The organism is Sphingomonas sp. NFR04 (genome assembly GCF_900114095.1).
In the GTDB taxonomy this organism is placed as follows: domain Bacteria; phylum Pseudomonadota; class Alphaproteobacteria; order Sphingomonadales; family Sphingomonadaceae; genus Sphingomonas.
Genome location: NZ_FORV01000004.1, coordinates 217589 through 234972, shown reverse-complemented (window position 1 = coordinate 234972; position 17384 = coordinate 217589). Strand labels below are relative to the sequence as shown.

Sequence of the window (17384 nt, the reverse complement as noted above, 5' to 3'; positions counted from 1 at the left end):
GCGACGGAGGGGGAGGATTCCAGAACGGAGCCGCCGGGCTTCCTCCCCCTCCGACCCGCTGCGCGGGCCACCTCCCCCTGGCGGGGGAGGATAGGCTTTGGCTTACCCCGCCATCACGTTGCGCCCACGCTGCACCGTCGCGCTATGCCCCACGCTCGCCTTGAGGCTGCGCTCGGCCACCGTCTCCACGAACACCCAGTCGTTGCGCGCCTGGTCCGGCGTCAGCGTCAGCGCCATGTACCCGCGGCGGCTGGTGTCGCACCATTTCAGCTCGGGGTTGGCCTTCACCATCGCGGCGGCGATCACCTTCGGATCGGTCTTGAGCGCGCTTTCGAAGCCCGGCGAGGTCACCGCCTGCCCGGCGAACTCGACGCCCGCGGCCTTGCCGTCCTGCGCGAGGTCGAACGCCCAGGCATTGTGGCTGTCGCCGCACACGACGAGCAAATTGGCGCCCATGCTCTGCGAGGACTTGAGGAACCGCGCCCGCGCCGCCGGATAGCCGCCCCAGCTGTCATAGCCGAGCGGCAGGCCCAGCTTACCGGCCAGCACGCCGGCCTGGACATAGGCCTTGGCGCGCGGATCGGCGTCGGGCGACAGCCAGTCCATGGCCGCGGCCGGCGTCGACAGGTTGCCCATGATCGTGCCGAAGCCGACCACCTGCCAGCGCTGCCCCGCCTTCACCGAGCGGCGCATCGCATGGTCGAGCCACACTTCCTGCTCGCTGCCGAGCATCGTCACCGCCGGATCGTGCCAGGCTCCGTCGCGGAAGGCGGTGAGCGCCTTGACCGGATCGGCTTCCTTGAAGAGCGGCGCGACATCGGGCTGCTGGCTGCGCGCAAGCAAGCGGCTCTCGGTGCGGAAGAAGGTCGCCAGCGTGCCGATCTCATAGGTGCTCCAGGGCGTTTCCGAGACCGGCATCCATTCGCGGAACACCTGCATCGCCGCCGCCTTGCGCGCGCTCCAGTCGCCTTCCTGGTCCGGCTGGTGGTTCTCGGCGCCGCCTTCCCAGCTGTCGTTGGCGCTTTCGTGGTCGTCCCACTGGACCAGCATCGGCTTGGCGGCATGGAGCGCCTGCAGATCGGGATCGGCACGGTAGCTGGCGTAGCGCAGGCGATAGTCCGCCAGATGGATCATCTCGCCCGCCGGCTCGGGCCAGCGGCCGCCGATCGCTCCGCCCGCGGGGGCATAGCCGCCCTTGGCATATTCGTAGAGATAGTCGCCGAGATGGACCCACAGGTCGATGTCGTCGCGCGCAGCGGCATGGCCATAGGCATTGAACCAGCCGAACGGCAGGTTGGAGCAGGAGAAGATCGCGATCCCGAAGCGGCGGGCGTCGCCCAGCGGCAGCGTCTTGGTGCGGCCGACCGGCGAGAAGCTGCCGTCGGGTGCCACGAAGCGGTAGAAATAGCGCGTATCGGGCGCGAGGCCGGCGACGGTCACCTTGGCGGTATGGTCGCGCCACGGGCCGGTGATCTGTTCGCCCTCGGCGACGATGCGGGCGAAGTCGGCGGTGGCGGCGATCTGCGCGCGCAGCTTCACCGCGCCGCCATCGGCGGGTACGTAGCGCGTCCACAGCAGCATCGTGTCCGGCCCCGGCTCGCCGCTCGCCACCGAATGGGTGAAGCCGCGGGCAGCGGCTTGCGCAAGCGCAATGCCGGGCAGCGCCAGCGCGCCGATGCCGAGGGTAGCGGTGAGCAGCAGCGCACGGCGGTCGAATCGAAGAGTCATTTGGTCGCGTCCCCTTGTCGGTCGGGCGCTCCCTGCCGCCGCCAGGTGTCGTGTTCGTGACAGAGGCGCAAAGCTGGGCTAGGCCTTTCAGCGAATCGGGTTTTCGGGGCGTGACGAACTGGGGGAACGCACCCTGCCGAGCGGGAAAGCCGCCGGCGGCACGGAGACGAAGGCGCACGTGAAGGCATTCCCAACTGCGCCGGGCACCGCCCGGCCGCCCTGCCGCATGGATAGGGCAGCACGCCACATAGCGCTCGGCCTCGCCGACTGATGGCGACGCGGATCGCAACGCTCGCCATCGCCGAGCCGAAAGCGGGCCTTGCCGCCGCAGCGGCCGCCCTGCCGCGCTGGATGGCGCTGCTCGCGGCGGCGATCGTGGTGCGCGCCGTCACCTTTGGCGACCCGCTGGTGGCGGTGGACGAGCAATTCTATTGGGTCACCGCCCAGCGCATGCTGCACGGCGCGCTGCCCTTCGTCGACATCTGGGATCGCAAGCCCGTCGGGCTGTTCCTGCTCTATGCCCCGGCGGCGGCCCTGGGCATGCCCTGGGGCATTCTTGCCTATCAGATGATGGCGCTGGCCTGCGTGGTGCTCACCGCCGGCATGATCGCGCGGACGGCCGATCGGGTCGGTTGGGGCGTCGGCGCGCTACCCGCCGCCCTGCTCTACATACTGATGCTCAACGTGGCGGACGGCCAGGGCGGACAGGCACCGGTCTTCTACAACCTGCTCACCATGAGCGCGGTCGCGCTGCTGCTGCCGCGCGCCGACGACCGCGACGGCGACCCCGTGCGCATCGGCCGCAACCTGCTCGCGATGCTGCTGATCGGGCTGGCGCTGCAGGTGAAGTACACCGTGCTGTTCGAAGGCCTGTTCCTCGGCCTGTGGCTGCTGCGCCGCGAGTCGGTGCTCGGCGCAAACCTCCACCATGTCGCGCGACGTGGCCTCGGCTATGCCGGCATGGCGATGCTGCCAACGCTGCTCGCAGCCGGCGCCTATGCCTGGCTCGGCCATCTCGACGCCTGGGCCTATGCCAATTTCGGCTCGATCCTAGATCGCCGCAGCGACCCCTTCCTCGATCTGGTCGGCGCCTTCTTCGAGGTGATGGTGCCGCTCGCGCCACTGCTGGTGCTGAGCGGCCTGGGCTGGGCGCGGATGCAGCGCGCGGGCGGCCCGTCCGCGGCCGAGCGGCTGCTGCTCGGCTGGCTGATCGCGGCGATGGTCGGGCTGCTCGTGTTCGGTTCCTGGTTCCCGCATTACGCGCTGCCGGTGATGGTGCCGGGCAGCCTGTGCTGCGCCGCCTTCTTCACACAGGACCGGATCGGCCGCCGCATCGTTGCGCCCATCCTCCTGGGCGTGGCGCTGATCGCCGGCACGATCTGCGTGCTCGCCGCTCAGGCCAAGCGCGGCAATGCTGCCCAGCTGGCGACGATCGCCGACGCGATCGGCCGAGGCCCCGGTTGCCTCTACGTCCAGTCGGGCGATTCGATGCTGTACGGCGCCACCGGTCGCTGCGCGTTGAGCCCCTGGCTGTTCCCCAGCCATTTGTCGCGGGAGCGCGAGAACGGCGCGCTCGGGGTCGACCAGATCGCCGAGGTGGATCGCATCTTCGCGCAGCGCCCGGCGGTGGTGGTGATGCGCACGCCGTTCCGCGGGGAGCGGCTGGCCGTGCGCGCCCGCGTGCAGCGCTACCTGCACCGCCTCGGCTATGTATCGCGCGGCACCTACCTGATCGGCACGGTACCGACTACCGTCTACGCGGCGCCCGAGATGTCCTCGGCAGCACCGCCACGCCGGGTGGCCAGCAAGCCGGCATAATAGTCCATCAGCGCGGCGGCATGATCGGCGTCGCTGCGCACCTTGGCGGCGCCCACCCGCGCGGCATGACGCAGGATCGTCTGGTCGCGCGCGAACAGCCGGCGGATCGCGTCGGCCGCCGACAGCGTGTCGCGCGCGGCATAGGTCTCAGCGAAAGGCGGTTCGGCGATCTCGGCAAACCCGCCCTCGTCCGGGCCGATCAACGGTAAGCCCGAGGCCAGCGCCTCCCAGGCGACCAGCCCGAACGGCTCGGCATCCGACCCGTGGATCAGCGCGTCGCAACTGGCAACGATGCGCGAGAGTCGCAGCCGATCATAGACCGGGCGGAAGATGCGGATGTGCGGGCTGTCGGCGATCAGCGCCTCGAGCTGCGCGCGCTGCGGGCCGTCCCCCAGCAGCATCAGCCCCACCGGCAGGTCGTTCGCCGCCGCCTCCACCGCCTCGATCACCAGCGGCCAGCGCTTTTCCTTGTGCTGGCGCCCGAGCCCGAGCAGCAGATGCCCCTCGGGCGGCAGGCCCAATTGCGCGAGCAACGACACGCGCAGCTTCTCGTCGCGCAGATCGGGGGAGAACCATCCCCGGTCGATCCCCAGCGGCACCGAGGCGTCGACCTTCAGCCCACGCCGCTCGAATCGCTTGGCCAGCGCGGGGCCGTTGGTCACGAAGGCGTCGTAGTGCGCGAGGAACCGCGCCATGTACTTGGTGTACCAGCCGAATGCCTGCTCGACCTGGAGCGGCGTCGCGACGTTGTCGAGCCAGCGCTGCGGATAGGTGCCGACCAGGTCGCCATGCGCGAAATAGACCTTGAGCGCGTCGCCCCGCCATCGCCCCACCGTCCAGGCGGGCAGCCAGGGCGAGCTGTTCTCGACGATGTCCGGATTCAGCCGATCGAGCGCGGCCCAGACCGGCTCGTCCTTGACGAAGATGCGATAGTTGCGATCGAGCAGCAGCGGCGGGGCCTTGATCCAGTGGATCGCGCCACCGCCGGGGCGTTCCTCCACCGCATCCTCGGCGCCCGGGGCGACGACGATCAGTTCGTGCCCCAGATCGGCCATCAGGCCCATCTTGCGATCGAGATAGGTGCGAACACCGCCGCCGGTTGGCGAGTAGAACTCGTTGACGTCGACGATGCGCATGCGGTTCCTCAATCGAGCGGGCTGAACCCTCCCAGGCCGCGCAGATACTGCGCCCGAATGTTCACGGTGGTCACTCCGTTCCCGACGTGCACCATCGCCTGACGCAATTTGGGACGGCTGCGCCCGAGTCGCTGATTCGAGGGGAAGCCGGCGCCGTCGGACCAGAAGTTGAACTTGTTCTTGCCGTCGCGGTCATGGGTGAACAGCACCGCATATTCGCCGGGAGCCGGCACGCGGATACACAGGATCACCGGGCCGGAGGGCGGCGTGTTCGCCCAGATGCGGCGGAAGGTCTTGCCTTCCTTCAAAAGGTCCCGGTCGTCCTTGAGGAAATCCTCCTCGGTCGCCGGATACAGCTCCAGCTTCAGCCGTCCGGTGCGGTCCTTGAGGCCGGTGATCTCGGCCTGGATCGCGGGGCCGCGGCCGCTGGTGCAGGCGCCGGCATCTTCGCCCAGCGTCTGCGCGGTGGCCGGCTGCGCGGTAGCGGCGGCGGCAAGCAGCGTCGCGGCCAGAAGGGCGGTACGCGTCATGCGGTTTTCCTCGTAAGCAAAGCGTGCAGGGCGAAGCCTGCGATCAGAACCATGTGCGCGACCAGCGAGAGGCCGGCGATCAGCGCCATCAGTTCGGACAGCGCTTCGCCCTGGCCGATGATCATGATCGCGAAGCTGGCGAACAGCAGTTCCTTGTTCGGCACCAGCGGCAGGCGCCAGGCGAGCAGGCGCCCCGCGGAGAGCAGCAGCCAGATGCCGATCGAGACCTGCGGCATCGCGAAATGCCAGGCGAAGGCGATCAGGACCGAGCTGGTGATGATGCGCAGGCAATGGACACTGAACACCCACCACAGCTCGCCGCGCGGCAGCGAGAAGACCCGCTTGGAGAAGATCAGGAAGGGCAGCGACATCGCGAAAATTACCGCGATCGAGCCCATCAGCGTGTTGAACTCGGCCGGCTTCAGCAGGTCGATACCAAAGGGCAGCGCCATCGCCACCACCGCCAGCGTCATCGCGTTGCCGGCGATGGCCGAGAGGATCGTCACGTCCTTCACCGCGCCGAACGGTGCCGCGACCATCTGGGTGCGCTGGCGTGCCCAGGCATAGAAATAGGCCTCGCCCGAATAGCCGAGCAGCACTTCGTTCGCGATCCGCTTCTTGTGGAGCGCGATCATCCCGTCGATCGGGATCCGCCACAGCTTGCGGAAGATGATGTAGTCGAAGGTCGGCGAGCCCAGATAATAGAGCACGAAGACGAGGTAGAAGAGCGGGTTGGTGGGCATCGCCCGCGCCAGTCCGGTCAGCCCGCCGCCGAACAGCTCGCGCGCCAGCCCCGCCACCATCAGCAGCGTCAGCCCAGCCCCCAGCCACATCGGCCAGCGACGCTTGATCTTTTCGACGGGCTCGAGCCCTGCAAGATCGGGTGCAGCCGGGATCGCCGCTTCGGCCATGCGCGTATTCACCGAAGCCTCCTCAGCCTGCCTGTTCAAACCGTTCAAAAGCGCCACCGACAAGACCGAAACATTCACTCACTTCCCGCGTTTCGACGTTTCCCCCATTCGGGTCGCGTCGCGCGACGCTAGGCTTTCCCAACACATTGCGGTTTATTCCGGCAGCGATTTGGGCTTTAGAAAGGCAAACCGCAAGTAGATGCTGTACCGCTCTCCCCCCTCCACGCCGCTCCATATCCTGGCGTTCGCAGAGACTCTGCAGGGCGGCGGCGTCGAACGTGCGCTGCTGCGCATGGCCGCCGGGTGGCTCGAAAGGGGACACCGGGTCACGCTGGTACTGGGCGCGTGCGAGGGGCCGCTGGCGGCCGAAGTGCCTGCCGGTATCGAGATGATCGAACTGGGCAGCCCGCACTACCCGATCCTGATGCGGCTGCCGGGCGTGGTCCGCAAGGTCGACCCCGATGTCGTGTTCTGCCCGGGCAACTACTACACCGCAGCCGCGGCGATAATCCGCCTGCGGCTCGGCCGCAACTGCCCGCCGATCGTCGCCAAGGTGTCGAACGCGCTGGTTCGGCACGAGATGTGGCGCATGGTCGCCTGGGGGTATAACCGCTGGCTGCGCTGGCATCCCTGGTTCCTCGATCATGTCGTCGCGATGACTCCGGCAATGGCGCGCGAGGCAATGGCGGAGATGGCCCTGCCCGCCGATCGGGTGAGCGTGATCGCCAACCCGCCCGCCGAACGCATCGCCGATGCCGCGCCGATCGCGCTCCCCCAGGGGCGCTATATCGTCGGGGTGGGCCGGTTGGAGCCGCAGAAGCGGTGGGACCGGCTGATCGACGCGCTGCCGAGGCTTTCCGACCCGGAGATCCGTCTGCTGCTGCTCGGAGAGGGCAGCGCGCGCGCACCACTGGAGGCGCAGGTGGCGCGACTTGGGCTGGCCGATCGGGTGACGATGCCCGGCCATGCCAGCGATCCGCTGCCGGCACTGAAAGGCGCGACCGTGGCGGCGCTGACCTCGGACTTCGAAGGCGTGCCCGGTGTGGTGCGCGAGGCGCTGTCGCAGGGCACGCCGGTGGTGGCGACCGAAGCGAGCGTGGCGGTGCGCGAACTCATCGACTCGCCGGCGGTCGGCACCGTGGTTCCGCGTGAGGACGGCGATGCGCTAGCGGCCGCGCTCGATCACTGGATCGAACCCGGCCGCCCCCGCCCCGCCCCGCGCGCAGACGAAGGCGATCCGGTCGGCGACTATCTCGCCCTGTTCAGCCGACTCGCCCGTCAGCGCATCGCGTAGCGCAGGCCGATCCACAGCGTGCGCGGCGTCGCCCGCTCGATTACGTTGCCGCCACTGATCCCCGCCTGCACCTCTGCATCGAACAGATTCTCGGCGCGGCCTTCGATCCGCAGCGCGCGGGTGACCGGCACGCCCAGCGTGGCGTCCACCGTCCAGGCGGAATCGAGAAGGGCGCTGTTCTGGTCGTCCTCGAACCGCGCGCCCGCATAGCGCGCCGTCACCGACGCATTGGCCATCGCCGCCCGCCAGGCGAGCGTCGCCGATCCCTGGAAGCGCGGCGTCTGCGCCGGCCGCAGTTCGTCGAGCGAGACCGCCGCGCCCGAGGCGTGGACGCGGCTGTCGGCATAGGCCCAGGAACCGGCGAGGCTCCAGGCGCCGAGCGTCCATTGCCCGTCCAGCTCGATGCCCTTGGCCTCGACCGCGTCGAGATTTTGCCGCTGGCGATAGGCCCCCGCCGCCGAGACGAAGCCGACGCCAGGGAAAGTCCCCGGCCCGCGCGCCAGCGTCACGTTGGCGATCGCGCCGCCGAGCCGGTTCCAATAGCCGGTCGCGCGGAAGACGAGGTCGGGCGCGGGCCGCAGGTCCACGCCCACTTCCCCGCCCCACAGCCGCTCAGGGTCGAGCCCGGGGTTGGCGGCCGTGGCATCGGCACCCGCGCGGAACGGCCGGTAGAGTTCGTTGAGCGTCGGCAGACGCCAGCCGCGATAGCCGGCCGCGCGCAGCGTCACCGGGCCCATCGCATAGGCCGCACCCAGCCGCCCAGTCGGTTCCCAGCCATGGCGGTTGGCATAGCGCGAATCAGTGAGCACCGGGCCGGCGGCGAGCGGCGCCTCGAACAGGCTGCCGTCGTAGATCGTCCAATGGTCGAGGCGGCCACCGGCATCGAGCGTCCAGCCGCCGCTGGTGTAGCTGGCATTGGCGAAGCCGCCGGTGGTGAGGCTGGCACCGCCCGCGATTCGCCGCCGCGTCGGGCTTGTGCCGACAAAGGTGTAGAGTTCGCGTGTCTCGCCCGAAACGCGCCGCAGGTCGCCGCCGAGCCGCAGCGTCACCCCGCCGCCCACGGGCGGCGCGACTTCGATCCGGCCGCCGATGCCGGTTGCCGGCACTTCCTGCTGCACGACCGGGCTCACCGTGTCGCGCGCGGCAGAGATGCTGGCAAAGCCGCTCTCGAACTGACGCACCTGCAAATAGGCGAGCGCGGACCAGCCCCATTCACCCTTCTGCCCGTTGCCGCGCTTGACGAGACGCACGCTGGCATCCGCGCCCTTGCTCAGCACATCGGTGAAGGCGGTGCCGCGGTCGCGCTGGTCGGTAAAGCCGGAGAGGTTGGTCTGGAGCTCGGTGCCGCCCCCGACGTCCGTTACGCCGCGCGCGGCGACGCTGGCCTGCTCATAGGGCGCGGCGCGATCGACGCGGCCGGGGTTCACGATCGGCACGAAGCCGTCGCTGCGGCCATATTGGCCCGCCACGGTGAAGAAGCCGCTGCTGACCGGCACCGCGGCGACGGCATTCGCGTCGACGCTGTTGCGGCTGCCGTAAAAAGCACCAACGTTCAGCAAACCCAGCTCGGCAGGACTGCCGCTCTCCAGCTCCACCGTACCCGCCAGTGCCCCCGGCCCGGCAAAGCCGCTGCCGCCGCCGCGCGTCACCCGCACGCCGGCGAGGCGACCGGGCATGTACGCCGGAAACGGCACCCAGCCGCCGAACGGATCGGTCTGCGGCACGCCGTCGAGCAGCAGCAGTGCGCGGCTGGAGGCATTGCCGCCCAGCCCGCGCAGGGTGATGCCCTGGCTCGTCGGATGCGCCGACGTGGAGGTGGAGCGGCGGAACTGGGCGAGGCCCGCTACGTCCGCCAGCACGTCCTCGATCCGGTTGCTCGCGGTGTCAGCCAGCCGGGCGCGGTCGATCGTCACCACGTCATAGGCGGCATCGCCCGGTGGCACGTTGAGCCCGCGGCCGGTGACGACGATCTCGTCCGGCGAACGATCCTGCGCGACGGCAGGCGCCGCCACGCACAGCGCCGCGACGGCGCATCCCAGTTTCTCAAGCATGTGGCGCGACGGTATCCGGATGGGCGGCGACGAACGCGGGATGCACGATGGCAGCCGCTTCGGCGCGCAGCAGAAGGGGATAGGCGTCCAGCGGCACGGCGAAGCGCCGGGCGTTGAACAGTTGCGGGACGAGGAAACAGTCGGAGATGTCGGGCATGGCACCGCCGAGGAACGGGCCGTCGCCGCCGGAGTTGCGCACCATCGCCTCCAGCGCCGAAAACCCCTCGGTCATCCAGTGCGCCGTCCAGGCCGAGCGCGTCGCGGCATCGGCGCCGACACCATGCTCCAGATGCCGCATCACCCGCAGATTGTTGATCGGGTGGACGTCCATCCCGATCACCATCGCTCGCGCCAGCGCATCGGCCCGCGCATTTGGATCGGCGGGGATCAGCCGCGGCTCGGGATGACGCGCGTCGAGCCAATCCAGGATCGCCAGACTCTGGGTAATGATGCGCCCGTCCGCCTCCAGCGCGGGCACCAGCCCCTGGGGATTGCGGGCAAGATGCTCGGGGCTGCGCTGGGCGTTCTCCAGCAGCGGAATCTCGTGCCGCACATGGTCCACGCCCTTCAGGGCGAGCGCGATCCGCACCCGGTACCCCGCCGAGGACCGGAAATAGTCGTGCAGCACGAGCATCGGCTCAGTCCTTTTCGGAGTCGTCGTCGCTTTTGGGCTTCTTGCCGTTCAGCCGGGCGTTGCTCTCCAGCGCCACCTTGATCATCGCCACCATCGGATCGGCCAGCGCTAGGCCGAGCACGCCGAACAGCGTGCCGGCGAGGATCTGCGACGACAGCGTCAGCGCCGGCGGCAGATCGACGGTGCGCTTGGCAACCATCGGGATAACGACATAGCCGTCGAAATTCTGCACGGCGAAATAGATGACGAGCGCCCAGATGCCGGTTTCCTGGCCGGCGCTGAAGCCCACTGCCGCCATCAGCACGCCCGAGATGATCGCCCCGACATTGGGGATGAAGGCGAGCACGCCGGTGATGATACCGAGCAGCAGCGCCATCGGCACCCCCGCCACGCTGAGCAGGATCCAGGTCAGCACGCCTTCGAACGCCATGCCGAGCAGGCGTCCAGCGAGCAGCCGGCGCATCGTCGTCGCCATGCCGCCCAGCATGTGCGCGAAGGCGTGACGCTGGTCGAGCGGCACCATCCATTGCAGCCCGCGCTCGTAGATGCGCGGCTCGAGCGCGATGAACAGGCCGAGGATCAGGATCATGATCATGCTGGTCACCGCACCGATCGCGGTGCCCACGGCACTAGTAAGCTTGCCCACGGAGCCCAGCGCCTCGCGGAGCATGCCGTTGATGTCCGAGCGGCCGGGCATCAGCCCCATGTCGGAGGCCCAGCGCGCAACGCGGTTGGCCTGCGCCTCCAGCGTGGTGCGCAGCTGCTCCGCCTGCTCGGAGATCTGCATGCCGGTGCGGTAGAAGACGAGGCCGAAGAACGCGAAGACCAGGATCAGGACCAGGCCGATGCGCAGCCCGCGCGGGATCGGCAGCACCTTGCCGAGCAGCCGGGCGCCGCCATCGAGCATCGAAGCGAAGACGAGCCCGGCAAAGATGATCAGCAGCGGCTGGATCAGCAGCACGACCAGCGCGATGCCGACGGCCATGCCCAGCCAAACCGCGGCCTTCTTGAATTCGGCGCGGGTGGCGGGGTCGCGAAACTCGTTCGGGCCCGGCTCGCGCACGACGCGGACGTGCGCGGATTCCAGCGGATCGTTGCTCATTTATCCTCGTGGGTAGGGTGCAGCGAAATGCCGAACCGATCCCCGCGGAAACCCGTGAACCAGGTCAGCGGGTTCCATGTCGACGAGCCGTCGCGCGAAAAAGTGATGAACTCGGCACGCCCGCCGATATTTTCCCACGGCACCGGACCGCCCAGCCCGCCCTGTTCGAGGCTGAACCGGCTGTCGGCGCTGTTGTCGCGATTGTCGCCCATCAGGAACACATGGTCCTTGGGCACGACGGTCGGCGGGAAATTGTCCCCGGCGGAATCGCCCAGGTCGGCGATGTCGTAGCTGGCGCCGTTCGGCAGTGTCTCGCGGAACAGCGTGAGGCTGCAATAGGCCTTGCCCTGGTGGACGACGCGGCGGCCCTCGTAGAAGATCGATCCGCCGCGCTCGGGGTCGGGATCGCAGCGGGTGTTACCGTCGATCGGCACCAGCCGCTCGCCCAGCGGCTCGCGCGCTACCTGCTTGCCGTTCAGCCAGACGATACCATCACGGACCGCAATGGTGTCGCCCGGCAAGCCGATCACCCGCTTGATATAGTCGGTGCTGTGCTGCGGCGGCGTGACGATGACGATGTCACCGCGCGCGGGCAGCCGGCCGAGGATGCGGCCGGGGATCGGCGGCAGCAAATGGAAGGTCGGGGTGACGAAGGAATAGCCATAGGGATATTTGCTGACGATCAGCTGGTCGCCCACCCGCAGCGTGGGCAGCATCGACTCCGAGGGAATGTAGAAGGGCTTGGCGATCAGGCTGTGGAAGGCCAGTACGCCCAGCACCAGCCAGACGAGGCCGCGCAGTTCGGCCCACCAATCGGTACCTTGGCGTGTGGCGCTCTGGCGTCGCTCGCTCCGCTTGCTGCTCAACGCCAGTTCGTCCGCCCCCATTACATGTCCTTTTCCGCCGGCACGGCTTCGATCATCACCATCGCGAACGCCCAGGGCATGTCGTCCGTGAGCGTCAGGTGCACCTTGGCCACGTGTCCCGGTGGCGTCATGGCGTCAAGTCTCGCCTTGGCCCCGCCGGTCAGCGCGAGCGTGGGTGCGCCAGACGGTGCATTAACCACGCCGATATCCTTCATGAACACGCCCCGGCTGAACCCGGTTCCGACTGCCTTGGAAAATGCTTCCTTGGCCGCAAAGCGCTTGGCGAGCGTCGGCGCATAATTGTGCGGGCGCTTGGCCGCCTTGGCGAGCTCAACCTCGGTGAACACCCGCTGCTCGAACCGCGCGCCGTAGCGATCGAGCGAATTGCGGATCCGCTCGATATTGCAGAGATCCGACCCCAGCCCGAGGATCATGCGTCCCTCTCCCGCCTGCGGGAGAGGGAGGGAGCCGCCACAGGCGGCGGAAGGGTGAGGGTGTGTGGTGTAAGCGAGCAGGCCGGCCGATGTGAACCCGACTCACCCTCACCCCGGCCGTCTCCCGCAAGCGGGAGAGGGAGAAGGGGGGCGAGCCTCACCGGGCGGAATCCATCAGCGTGCGCATCCTCTGGACCACTGGACCGAGCCCGTCGAAGATCGCCTCGCCGATCAGGAAATGGCCGATGTTGAGCTCCATCACCTGCGGGATCGCGGCGATCGGCACGACATTGTCGAAGGTGAGGCCATGACCCGCATGCGGCTCGATGCCGTTGCGCGCCGCCAGCGCCGCCGCGTCGGACAGGCGCTTCAGCTCCACCGCGAGTTCCTCGCCGTCCAGCTCGGCATAGCGGCCGGTGTGCAGCTCGACGACGGGCGCGCCGAGCCGGATCGCCGCGTCGATCTGCCGCGCCTCGGGTTCGATGAACAGCGATACGCGGCTGCCATTGTCGCGCAGCTTGGCGACCATCGGCGCGAGCAAGTCGAACATGCCGGCGGCGTCCAGCCCGCCCTCGGTGGTGCGCTCCTCGCGCTTCTCCGGCACGATGCACACGGCGTGCGGGCGATGCTTCAGCGCGATCGCCAGCATCTCCTCGGTCGCCGCCATCTCAAGGTTCAGCGGCACGGTGAGTTCGGTGGCCAGCCGGGCGATGTCGCCATCGGTGATGTGCCGGCGATCCTCGCGCAGATGCGCAGTGATGCCGTCCGCGCCCGCCTCGGCCGCGAGCAGCGCCGCGCGCACGGGATCGGGATAGCCGCTGCCGCGCGCGTTCCGCACGGTGGCGACATGGTCGATATTGACCCCGAGGCGCAGCTTGCCGGTCATGCGGTGATCGCCCGGCTCCCCGGCTTGATCGCCGGGATCGCCGCCAGCTCGGGCGGCAGCTGGTCGGCCGGATAGGCGGGCACGTCCAGCTTGGTGAGCGAAATCAGCGGAACGCCCACGTCCGCCTTGCCGTTCGAGCGATCGACGATGCAGGCCGCGCCCACCAGCGTGCCGGGATGCTTCCGGATTGCCGCGATGCATTCGCGCGAGGAGAGCCCGGTGGTGACGATGTCCTCCACCATCACGACACGTGCGCCTTCGGGAATCTCGAAGCTGCGGCGCAGCTGGAACTCGCCGTCCTCGCGCTCGACGAACACCGCCTTGCAGCCGAGCGCGCGCGCCGTCTCATAGCCGGGGATGATCCCGCCGATCGCGGGCGAGACGACGATGTCGACCTCGCCGAAGGTCTCGCGAATCAACTTCCCCAGCGCGCCGCACACCCGCTCGGTGCGGACCGGGTCCTCGAAGATCCGCATCTTCTGGAGAAATACGGGAGAGCGCAAACCCGAAGACAGGATAAAATGCCCCTCAAGCAACGCGCCTGCGTCGCGAAATTCGTCGAGGATGGCGTCTCCGGTCAATGTCTGGGCTCCTGAAGTCAACGGTGGAACGATCCTTTAAGTGGCGAGGCCTGCTACCGCAACCGCACGCGAAAAAGGTTGAGCATGGCCTTTTCCCAGCTATACCTTTGGTTCAAAGGGCCGCTAGGATGCCCCGGTTGTGCGTTCCTGGAGAGGGGTGACAACACCTTATGCGCAGTTTCTTGGTACCGACGATCCTGCTGGCCGCTGGTCTGGCCTTCGCTTCCCCCGGAGTGGCACAACCCGCCGCCCCGGCTGCACCTGCCGCTACCGCGGCGCAACCCGCCCCTGCGGCACCCGCCGCCAAGGTTGCCGACCCGACGCTTGATGCCGCCGGCAAGCCGCTGCACACGGCCGTGCCCGGCACCGGCGAACCGGTCGACAAGGCCTTCTACCTGCAGCAGCAGGTGACCCCCACCGGCCAGGAAGCGCACTGGTTCCACAACACGATTCTGCTGCCGCTGATCACGATCATCTCGATCTTCGTGCTGCTGCTGCTGGTGTGGGTGATCATCCGCTATCGCCGCGCCGCCAACCCGACGCCGTCGCGCACCAGCCACAACACCGCGATCGAGATCGTGTGGACACTCGCGCCGGTGCTGATCCTGGTCGCGATCGCGATCCCGTCGATCAAGCTGCTCGCGGCGCAGTTCAAGCCCGCCCCCAAGGGCGCGGTGACGCTGAAGGCGATCGGCAACCAGTGGTTCTGGTCGTACGAATATCCGGACAACGGCAACATCCAGCTGACCGCCAACATGCTCAAGGAAGAGGGCCAGGTCGGCAAGGGCCAGCGCTATCGCACCGATGCCGATGGTCCTCGCCTGCTTGCGACCGACCAGCGCGTGGTGTTGCCGGTCGGCGTGCCGATCCGCCTGGTGACGACCGCGACCGACGTGATCCACAGCTGGGCGATGCCCGCCTTCTGGATCAAGCTCGACGCGATCCCCGGCCGCCTGAACGAGACGAGCTTCATCATCCAGAAGGAAGGCGTCTATTTCGGCCAGTGCTCCGAACTGTGCGGCGCGCGCCACGCCTATATGCCGATCGCCGTCGAGGCGGTGAGCCCGGCCAAGTTCGCGCAGTGGGTCGCCTCCAAGGGCGGCACCATGCCGGGCGCCAAGGCGGAACCGGCGAGCACCACCGCCATCGGCAACGACGCGACCGACGCCGCCGCCAACGGCTCGACGGACGCCGAACCCACCGTCAATGCCACCGCCACGCCGGCACCGTCCAACCAGCCTGCGACCGCGAATCCCGCCGGCGCCGGCAACACGGGCAACTGAGCCATGACCGATACCGCGCTCCCCTACACCGCCGCGCACGACCATGCGCATGGCGAGCATGACGCCGATCACAAGCCGAGCTTCTTCGCGCGGTGGTTCATGTCGACCAACCACAAGGACATCGGCACGCTCTACCTGATCTTCGCGATCTTCGCGGGGATCATCGGCGGCGCGATCTCGGGCATCATGCGCGCCGAACTGATGGAACCGGGCATCCAGTACCTGCCCTGGTGGGTCGCCAAGCTGCACGGCGAAGGCACGTTCGACGAGGCAATGCACTTCTGGAACGTGCTGATCACCGCGCACGGCCTGATCATGGTGTTCTTCATGGTGATGCCGGCGATGATCGGCGGCTTCGGCAACTGGTTCGTGCCGATCATGATCGGCGCGCCCGACATGGCCTTCCCGCGGATGAATAACATCTCGTTCTGGCTGACCGTGGCAGGCTTCATCCTGCTGATGCTCTCGCCCTTCGTGGGCGTCGGCGCGGGCACGGGCTGGACGGTCTACGCGCCGCTTTCCACCTATGGCGAGCCTGGGCCCTCGGTCGACTTCGCGATCTTCTCGCTCCACCTGGCGGGCGCCGCGTCGATCCTCGGCGCGATCAACTTCATCACCACGATCTTCAACATGCGCGCGCCGGGCATGACGCTGCACAAGATGCCGCTGTTCGCCTGGTCGGTGCTGGTCACCGCCTTCCTGCTGCTGCTCGCGCTGCCGGTGCTGGCCGCGGCGATCACCATGCTGATCACCGATCGCAACTTCGGCACCGCCTTCTACGATCCGCAGTATGGCGGCGATCCGGTGCTCTACCAGCATCTGTTCTGGTTCTTCGGCCACCCCGAAGTGTACATCATGATCCTACCGGGCTTCGGCATCGTCAGCCACATCATCGCGACGTTCAGCCGCAAGCCGGTGTTCGGCTATCTCGGCATGGCCTATGCGATGGTGGCGATCGGCCTGGTCGGCTTCGTCGTCTGGGCGCACCACATGTTCACCACCGGCCTGCCGGTGCAGGTGAAGATGTACTTCACCGCCGCCACCATGGTGATCGCGGTGCCGACCGGCGTGAAGATCTTCTCCTGGATCGCGACGATGTGGGGCGGCTCGATCAGCTTCAAGACCCCGATGGTCTGGGCGATCGGCTTCATCTTCATGTTCACCGTCGGCGGCGTGACCGGCGTCGTCCTCGCCAATGGCGGCGTCGACGACTATATGCAGGATACCTATTACGTCGTCGCCCACTTCCACTATGTGCTGTCGCTGGGCGCCGTGTTCAGCCTGTTCGCGGGCTTCTACTATTGGTTCCCGAAGATGACGGGCAAGATGTACAGCGAGCTGCTCGGCCAGATCCACTTCTGGGTGTTCTTCGTCGGCGTGAACCTGCTGTTCTTCCCGATGCACTTCCTGGGCCTGCAGGGCATGCCGCGCCGCATCCCCGACTATACGGACCAATATGCCTACTGGAACCACACCGCGACCGTGGGCTACATGATCATGGCGGCGGGCATGGCGGTGTTCTTCGTCAACGTCATCTACTCGCTGCTCGCGGGCAAGAAGGCGGAGGCCAATCCCTGGGGCGAAGGCGCGACCACGCTCGAATGGACGCTGTCGAGCCCGCCGCCCTTCCACCAGTTCGAGACGCTGCCCAAGATCGACTGATCCGGCTCCGGCCGGACGACAAAAGCCCCGGGGGCTCCTCCGGGGCTTTTTCGTTTTCGCCGACCTTTGGATAAAGTCGGTAACCGAACCATGATATACGCTTGGCCCCGCAGGTCCTGCACATGCGTTCAGACGGCAACGTCACCCTTGGAGACTCCCCATGCGCACGCCCTATGCCGACTGGATGAAGATCGGCCTCGACAGCTGGATGCTGGGTATCGAGGCTTCGACCGTGATCGGAATGCGACTGACCAAGCTCGCCGCCGGCGGCCCTGGCGCCACCGCAGAGGCGCAGCGCATGGTCGCGGAGAAGATGCAGGCCGCCTGGGAGCTTCAGGTTGCTGCAGCCACGGGCCGGCTGGGCAGCACGCCCGAGGCGCAGGCGAGCAAGACGCTGCGGCATTATCGCCGCAAGGTGCGGGCTAACGCCAAGCGACTCGGCTGACCTCTTTCGCCCGCCGGGCGCGC

At 68.1% G+C, this 17384-nt stretch carries 16 protein-coding genes; 5 read left to right on the top strand and 11 right to left on the bottom strand.

All coding sequences use genetic code 11. The features are described from left to right. Positions 1-102: 102 nt before the first annotated feature. A complete protein-coding gene (locus BM009_RS13575) occupies positions 103-1728 on the bottom strand; it encodes an alkaline phosphatase D family protein (RefSeq protein WP_093296985.1) in 1626 nt (541 codons plus the stop codon). A 270-nt stretch (positions 1729-1998) separates the two neighbouring features. Between BM009_RS13575 and BM009_RS13570 the strand changes: the two genes are divergently transcribed. After that, entirely contained in the window at positions 1999-3546 is a 1548-nt protein-coding gene (locus tag BM009_RS13570) for a hypothetical protein (RefSeq protein WP_093296984.1), read from the top strand. On the opposite strand, the gene BM009_RS13565 is transcribed toward BM009_RS13570, so the two are convergent. The 3 genes from BM009_RS13565 to BM009_RS13555 are packed head-to-tail and all read right to left on the bottom strand — an operon-like array spanning position 3483 to position 6135. Continuing rightward, on the bottom strand, positions 3483-4682 hold the full coding sequence (locus BM009_RS13565) for a glycosyltransferase (protein ID WP_093296983.1): 1200 nt from the start codon (positions 4680-4682) through the stop codon (positions 3483-3485). The two genes, BM009_RS13570 and BM009_RS13565, sit on opposite strands and share 64 nt — an antisense overlap. Before the next feature lie 8 nt (positions 4683-4690). Beyond that, entirely contained in the window at positions 4691-5212 is a 522-nt protein-coding gene (locus tag BM009_RS13560) for a DUF2141 domain-containing protein (RefSeq protein WP_093296981.1), read from the bottom strand. Next, a complete protein-coding gene (locus tag BM009_RS13555; RefSeq protein ID WP_254772284.1) occupies positions 5209-6135 on the bottom strand; it encodes a hypothetical protein in 927 nt (308 codons plus the stop codon). The genes BM009_RS13560 and BM009_RS13555 overlap by 4 nt, the downstream gene beginning before the upstream one ends. A gap of 187 nt (positions 6136-6322) precedes the next feature. Between BM009_RS13555 and BM009_RS13545 the strand changes: the two genes are divergently transcribed. Next, positions 6323-7417 carry a glycosyltransferase gene (locus BM009_RS13545; protein WP_093296976.1) on the top strand — a complete coding sequence of 365 codons (1095 nt, stop codon included), beginning with the start codon at positions 6323-6325 and terminating at the stop codon, positions 7415-7417. Here the strand turns inward: BM009_RS13545 and BM009_RS13540 are convergent. From BM009_RS13540 to pyrE, 7 genes are all read right to left on the bottom strand, one after another. After that, entirely contained in the window at positions 7402-9468 is a 2067-nt protein-coding gene (locus BM009_RS13540) for a TonB-dependent receptor plug domain-containing protein (protein WP_093296974.1), read from the bottom strand. The genes BM009_RS13545 and BM009_RS13540 overlap by 16 nt on opposite strands. Then, positions 9461-10102, bottom strand: coding sequence for a maleylacetoacetate isomerase (maiA, locus tag BM009_RS13535; RefSeq protein WP_093296972.1), 642 nt, complete (start codon positions 10100-10102; stop codon positions 9461-9463). The genes BM009_RS13540 and maiA overlap by 8 nt, the downstream gene beginning before the upstream one ends. Before the next feature lie 4 nt (positions 10103-10106). Then, positions 10107-11204, bottom strand: coding sequence for an AI-2E family transporter (locus BM009_RS13530; protein ID WP_093296970.1), 1098 nt, complete (start codon positions 11202-11204; stop codon positions 10107-10109). After that, positions 11201-12091: a signal peptidase I gene (gene lepB, locus BM009_RS13525; protein WP_093296968.1), complete on the bottom strand. Its 891-nt coding sequence runs from the start codon at positions 12089-12091 to the stop codon at positions 11201-11203. The genes BM009_RS13530 and lepB overlap by 4 nt, the downstream gene beginning before the upstream one ends. Continuing rightward, positions 12091-12504, bottom strand: coding sequence for a holo-ACP synthase (acpS, locus tag BM009_RS13520; RefSeq protein ID WP_093296966.1), 414 nt, complete (start codon positions 12502-12504; stop codon positions 12091-12093). Before acpS ends, lepB begins: the two co-directional genes overlap by 1 nt. Positions 12505-12661: 157 nt before the next feature. Further along, positions 12662-13390: a pyridoxine 5'-phosphate synthase gene (locus BM009_RS13515; protein WP_093296964.1), complete on the bottom strand. Its 729-nt coding sequence runs from the start codon at positions 13388-13390 to the stop codon at positions 12662-12664. Further along, complete coding sequence (gene pyrE / locus BM009_RS13510) at positions 13387-13971, bottom strand: orotate phosphoribosyltransferase (protein ID WP_093296963.1); 585 nt, start codon at positions 13969-13971, stop codon at positions 13387-13389. The genes BM009_RS13515 and pyrE overlap by 4 nt, the downstream gene beginning before the upstream one ends. 170 nt (positions 13972-14141) lie before the next feature. Between pyrE and coxB the strand changes: the two genes are divergently transcribed. The 3 genes from coxB to BM009_RS13495 all read left to right on the top strand — a co-directional run bounded on the left by coxB (position 14142) and on the right by BM009_RS13495 (position 17361). Next, on the top strand, positions 14142-15254 hold the full coding sequence (coxB, locus tag BM009_RS13505) for a cytochrome c oxidase subunit II (RefSeq protein WP_093296961.1): 1113 nt from the start codon (positions 14142-14144) through the stop codon (positions 15252-15254). A 3-nt stretch (positions 15255-15257) separates the two neighbouring features. After that, positions 15258-16916 (top strand): cytochrome c oxidase subunit I, encoded by a 1659-nt coding sequence (gene ctaD / locus BM009_RS13500; RefSeq protein WP_093296960.1) that lies wholly within the window; start codon positions 15258-15260, stop codon positions 16914-16916. A 160-nt stretch (positions 16917-17076) separates the two neighbouring features. Continuing rightward, positions 17077-17361, top strand: coding sequence for a hypothetical protein (locus tag BM009_RS13495; RefSeq protein ID WP_093296958.1), 285 nt, complete (start codon positions 17077-17079; stop codon positions 17359-17361). Positions 17362-17384 lie beyond the last annotated feature (23 nt).

What these genes read in the sequence shown, in the direction of transcription:
- BM009_RS13575 (WP_093296985.1), bottom strand. Translation starts at nt 1,728, where the DNA reads ATGACTCTTCGATTCGACCGCCGTGCGCTGCTGCTCACCGCTACCCTC.
- BM009_RS13570 (WP_093296984.1), top strand. Translation starts at nt 1,999, where the DNA reads ATGGCGACGCGGATCGCAACGCTCGCCATCGCCGAGCCGAAAGCGGGC.
- BM009_RS13565 (WP_093296983.1), bottom strand. Translation starts at nt 4,682, where the DNA reads ATGCGCATCGTCGACGTCAACGAGTTCTACTCGCCAACCGGCGGCGGT.
- BM009_RS13560 (WP_093296981.1), bottom strand. Translation starts at nt 5,212, where the DNA reads ATGACGCGTACCGCCCTTCTGGCCGCGACGCTGCTTGCCGCCGCCGCT.
- BM009_RS13545 (WP_093296976.1), top strand. Translation starts at nt 6,323, where the DNA reads ATGCTGTACCGCTCTCCCCCCTCCACGCCGCTCCATATCCTGGCGTTC.
- BM009_RS13540 (WP_093296974.1), bottom strand. Translation starts at nt 9,468, where the DNA reads ATGCTTGAGAAACTGGGATGCGCCGTCGCGGCGCTGTGCGTGGCGGCG.
- maiA (WP_093296972.1), bottom strand. Translation starts at nt 10,102, where the DNA reads ATGCTCGTGCTGCACGACTATTTCCGGTCCTCGGCGGGGTACCGGGTG.
- BM009_RS13530 (WP_093296970.1), bottom strand. Translation starts at nt 11,204, where the DNA reads ATGAGCAACGATCCGCTGGAATCCGCGCACGTCCGCGTCGTGCGCGAG.
- lepB (WP_093296968.1), bottom strand. Translation starts at nt 12,091, where the DNA reads ATGGGGGCGGACGAACTGGCGTTGAGCAGCAAGCGGAGCGAGCGACGC.
- acpS (WP_093296966.1), bottom strand. Translation starts at nt 12,504, where the DNA reads ATGATCCTCGGGCTGGGGTCGGATCTCTGCAATATCGAGCGGATCCGC.
- BM009_RS13515 (WP_093296964.1), bottom strand. Translation starts at nt 13,390, where the DNA reads ATGACCGGCAAGCTGCGCCTCGGGGTCAATATCGACCATGTCGCCACC.
- coxB (WP_093296961.1), top strand. Translation starts at nt 14,142, where the DNA reads ATGCGCAGTTTCTTGGTACCGACGATCCTGCTGGCCGCTGGTCTGGCC.
- ctaD (WP_093296960.1), top strand. Translation starts at nt 15,258, where the DNA reads ATGACCGATACCGCGCTCCCCTACACCGCCGCGCACGACCATGCGCAT.
- BM009_RS13495 (WP_093296958.1), top strand. Translation starts at nt 17,077, where the DNA reads ATGCGCACGCCCTATGCCGACTGGATGAAGATCGGCCTCGACAGCTGG.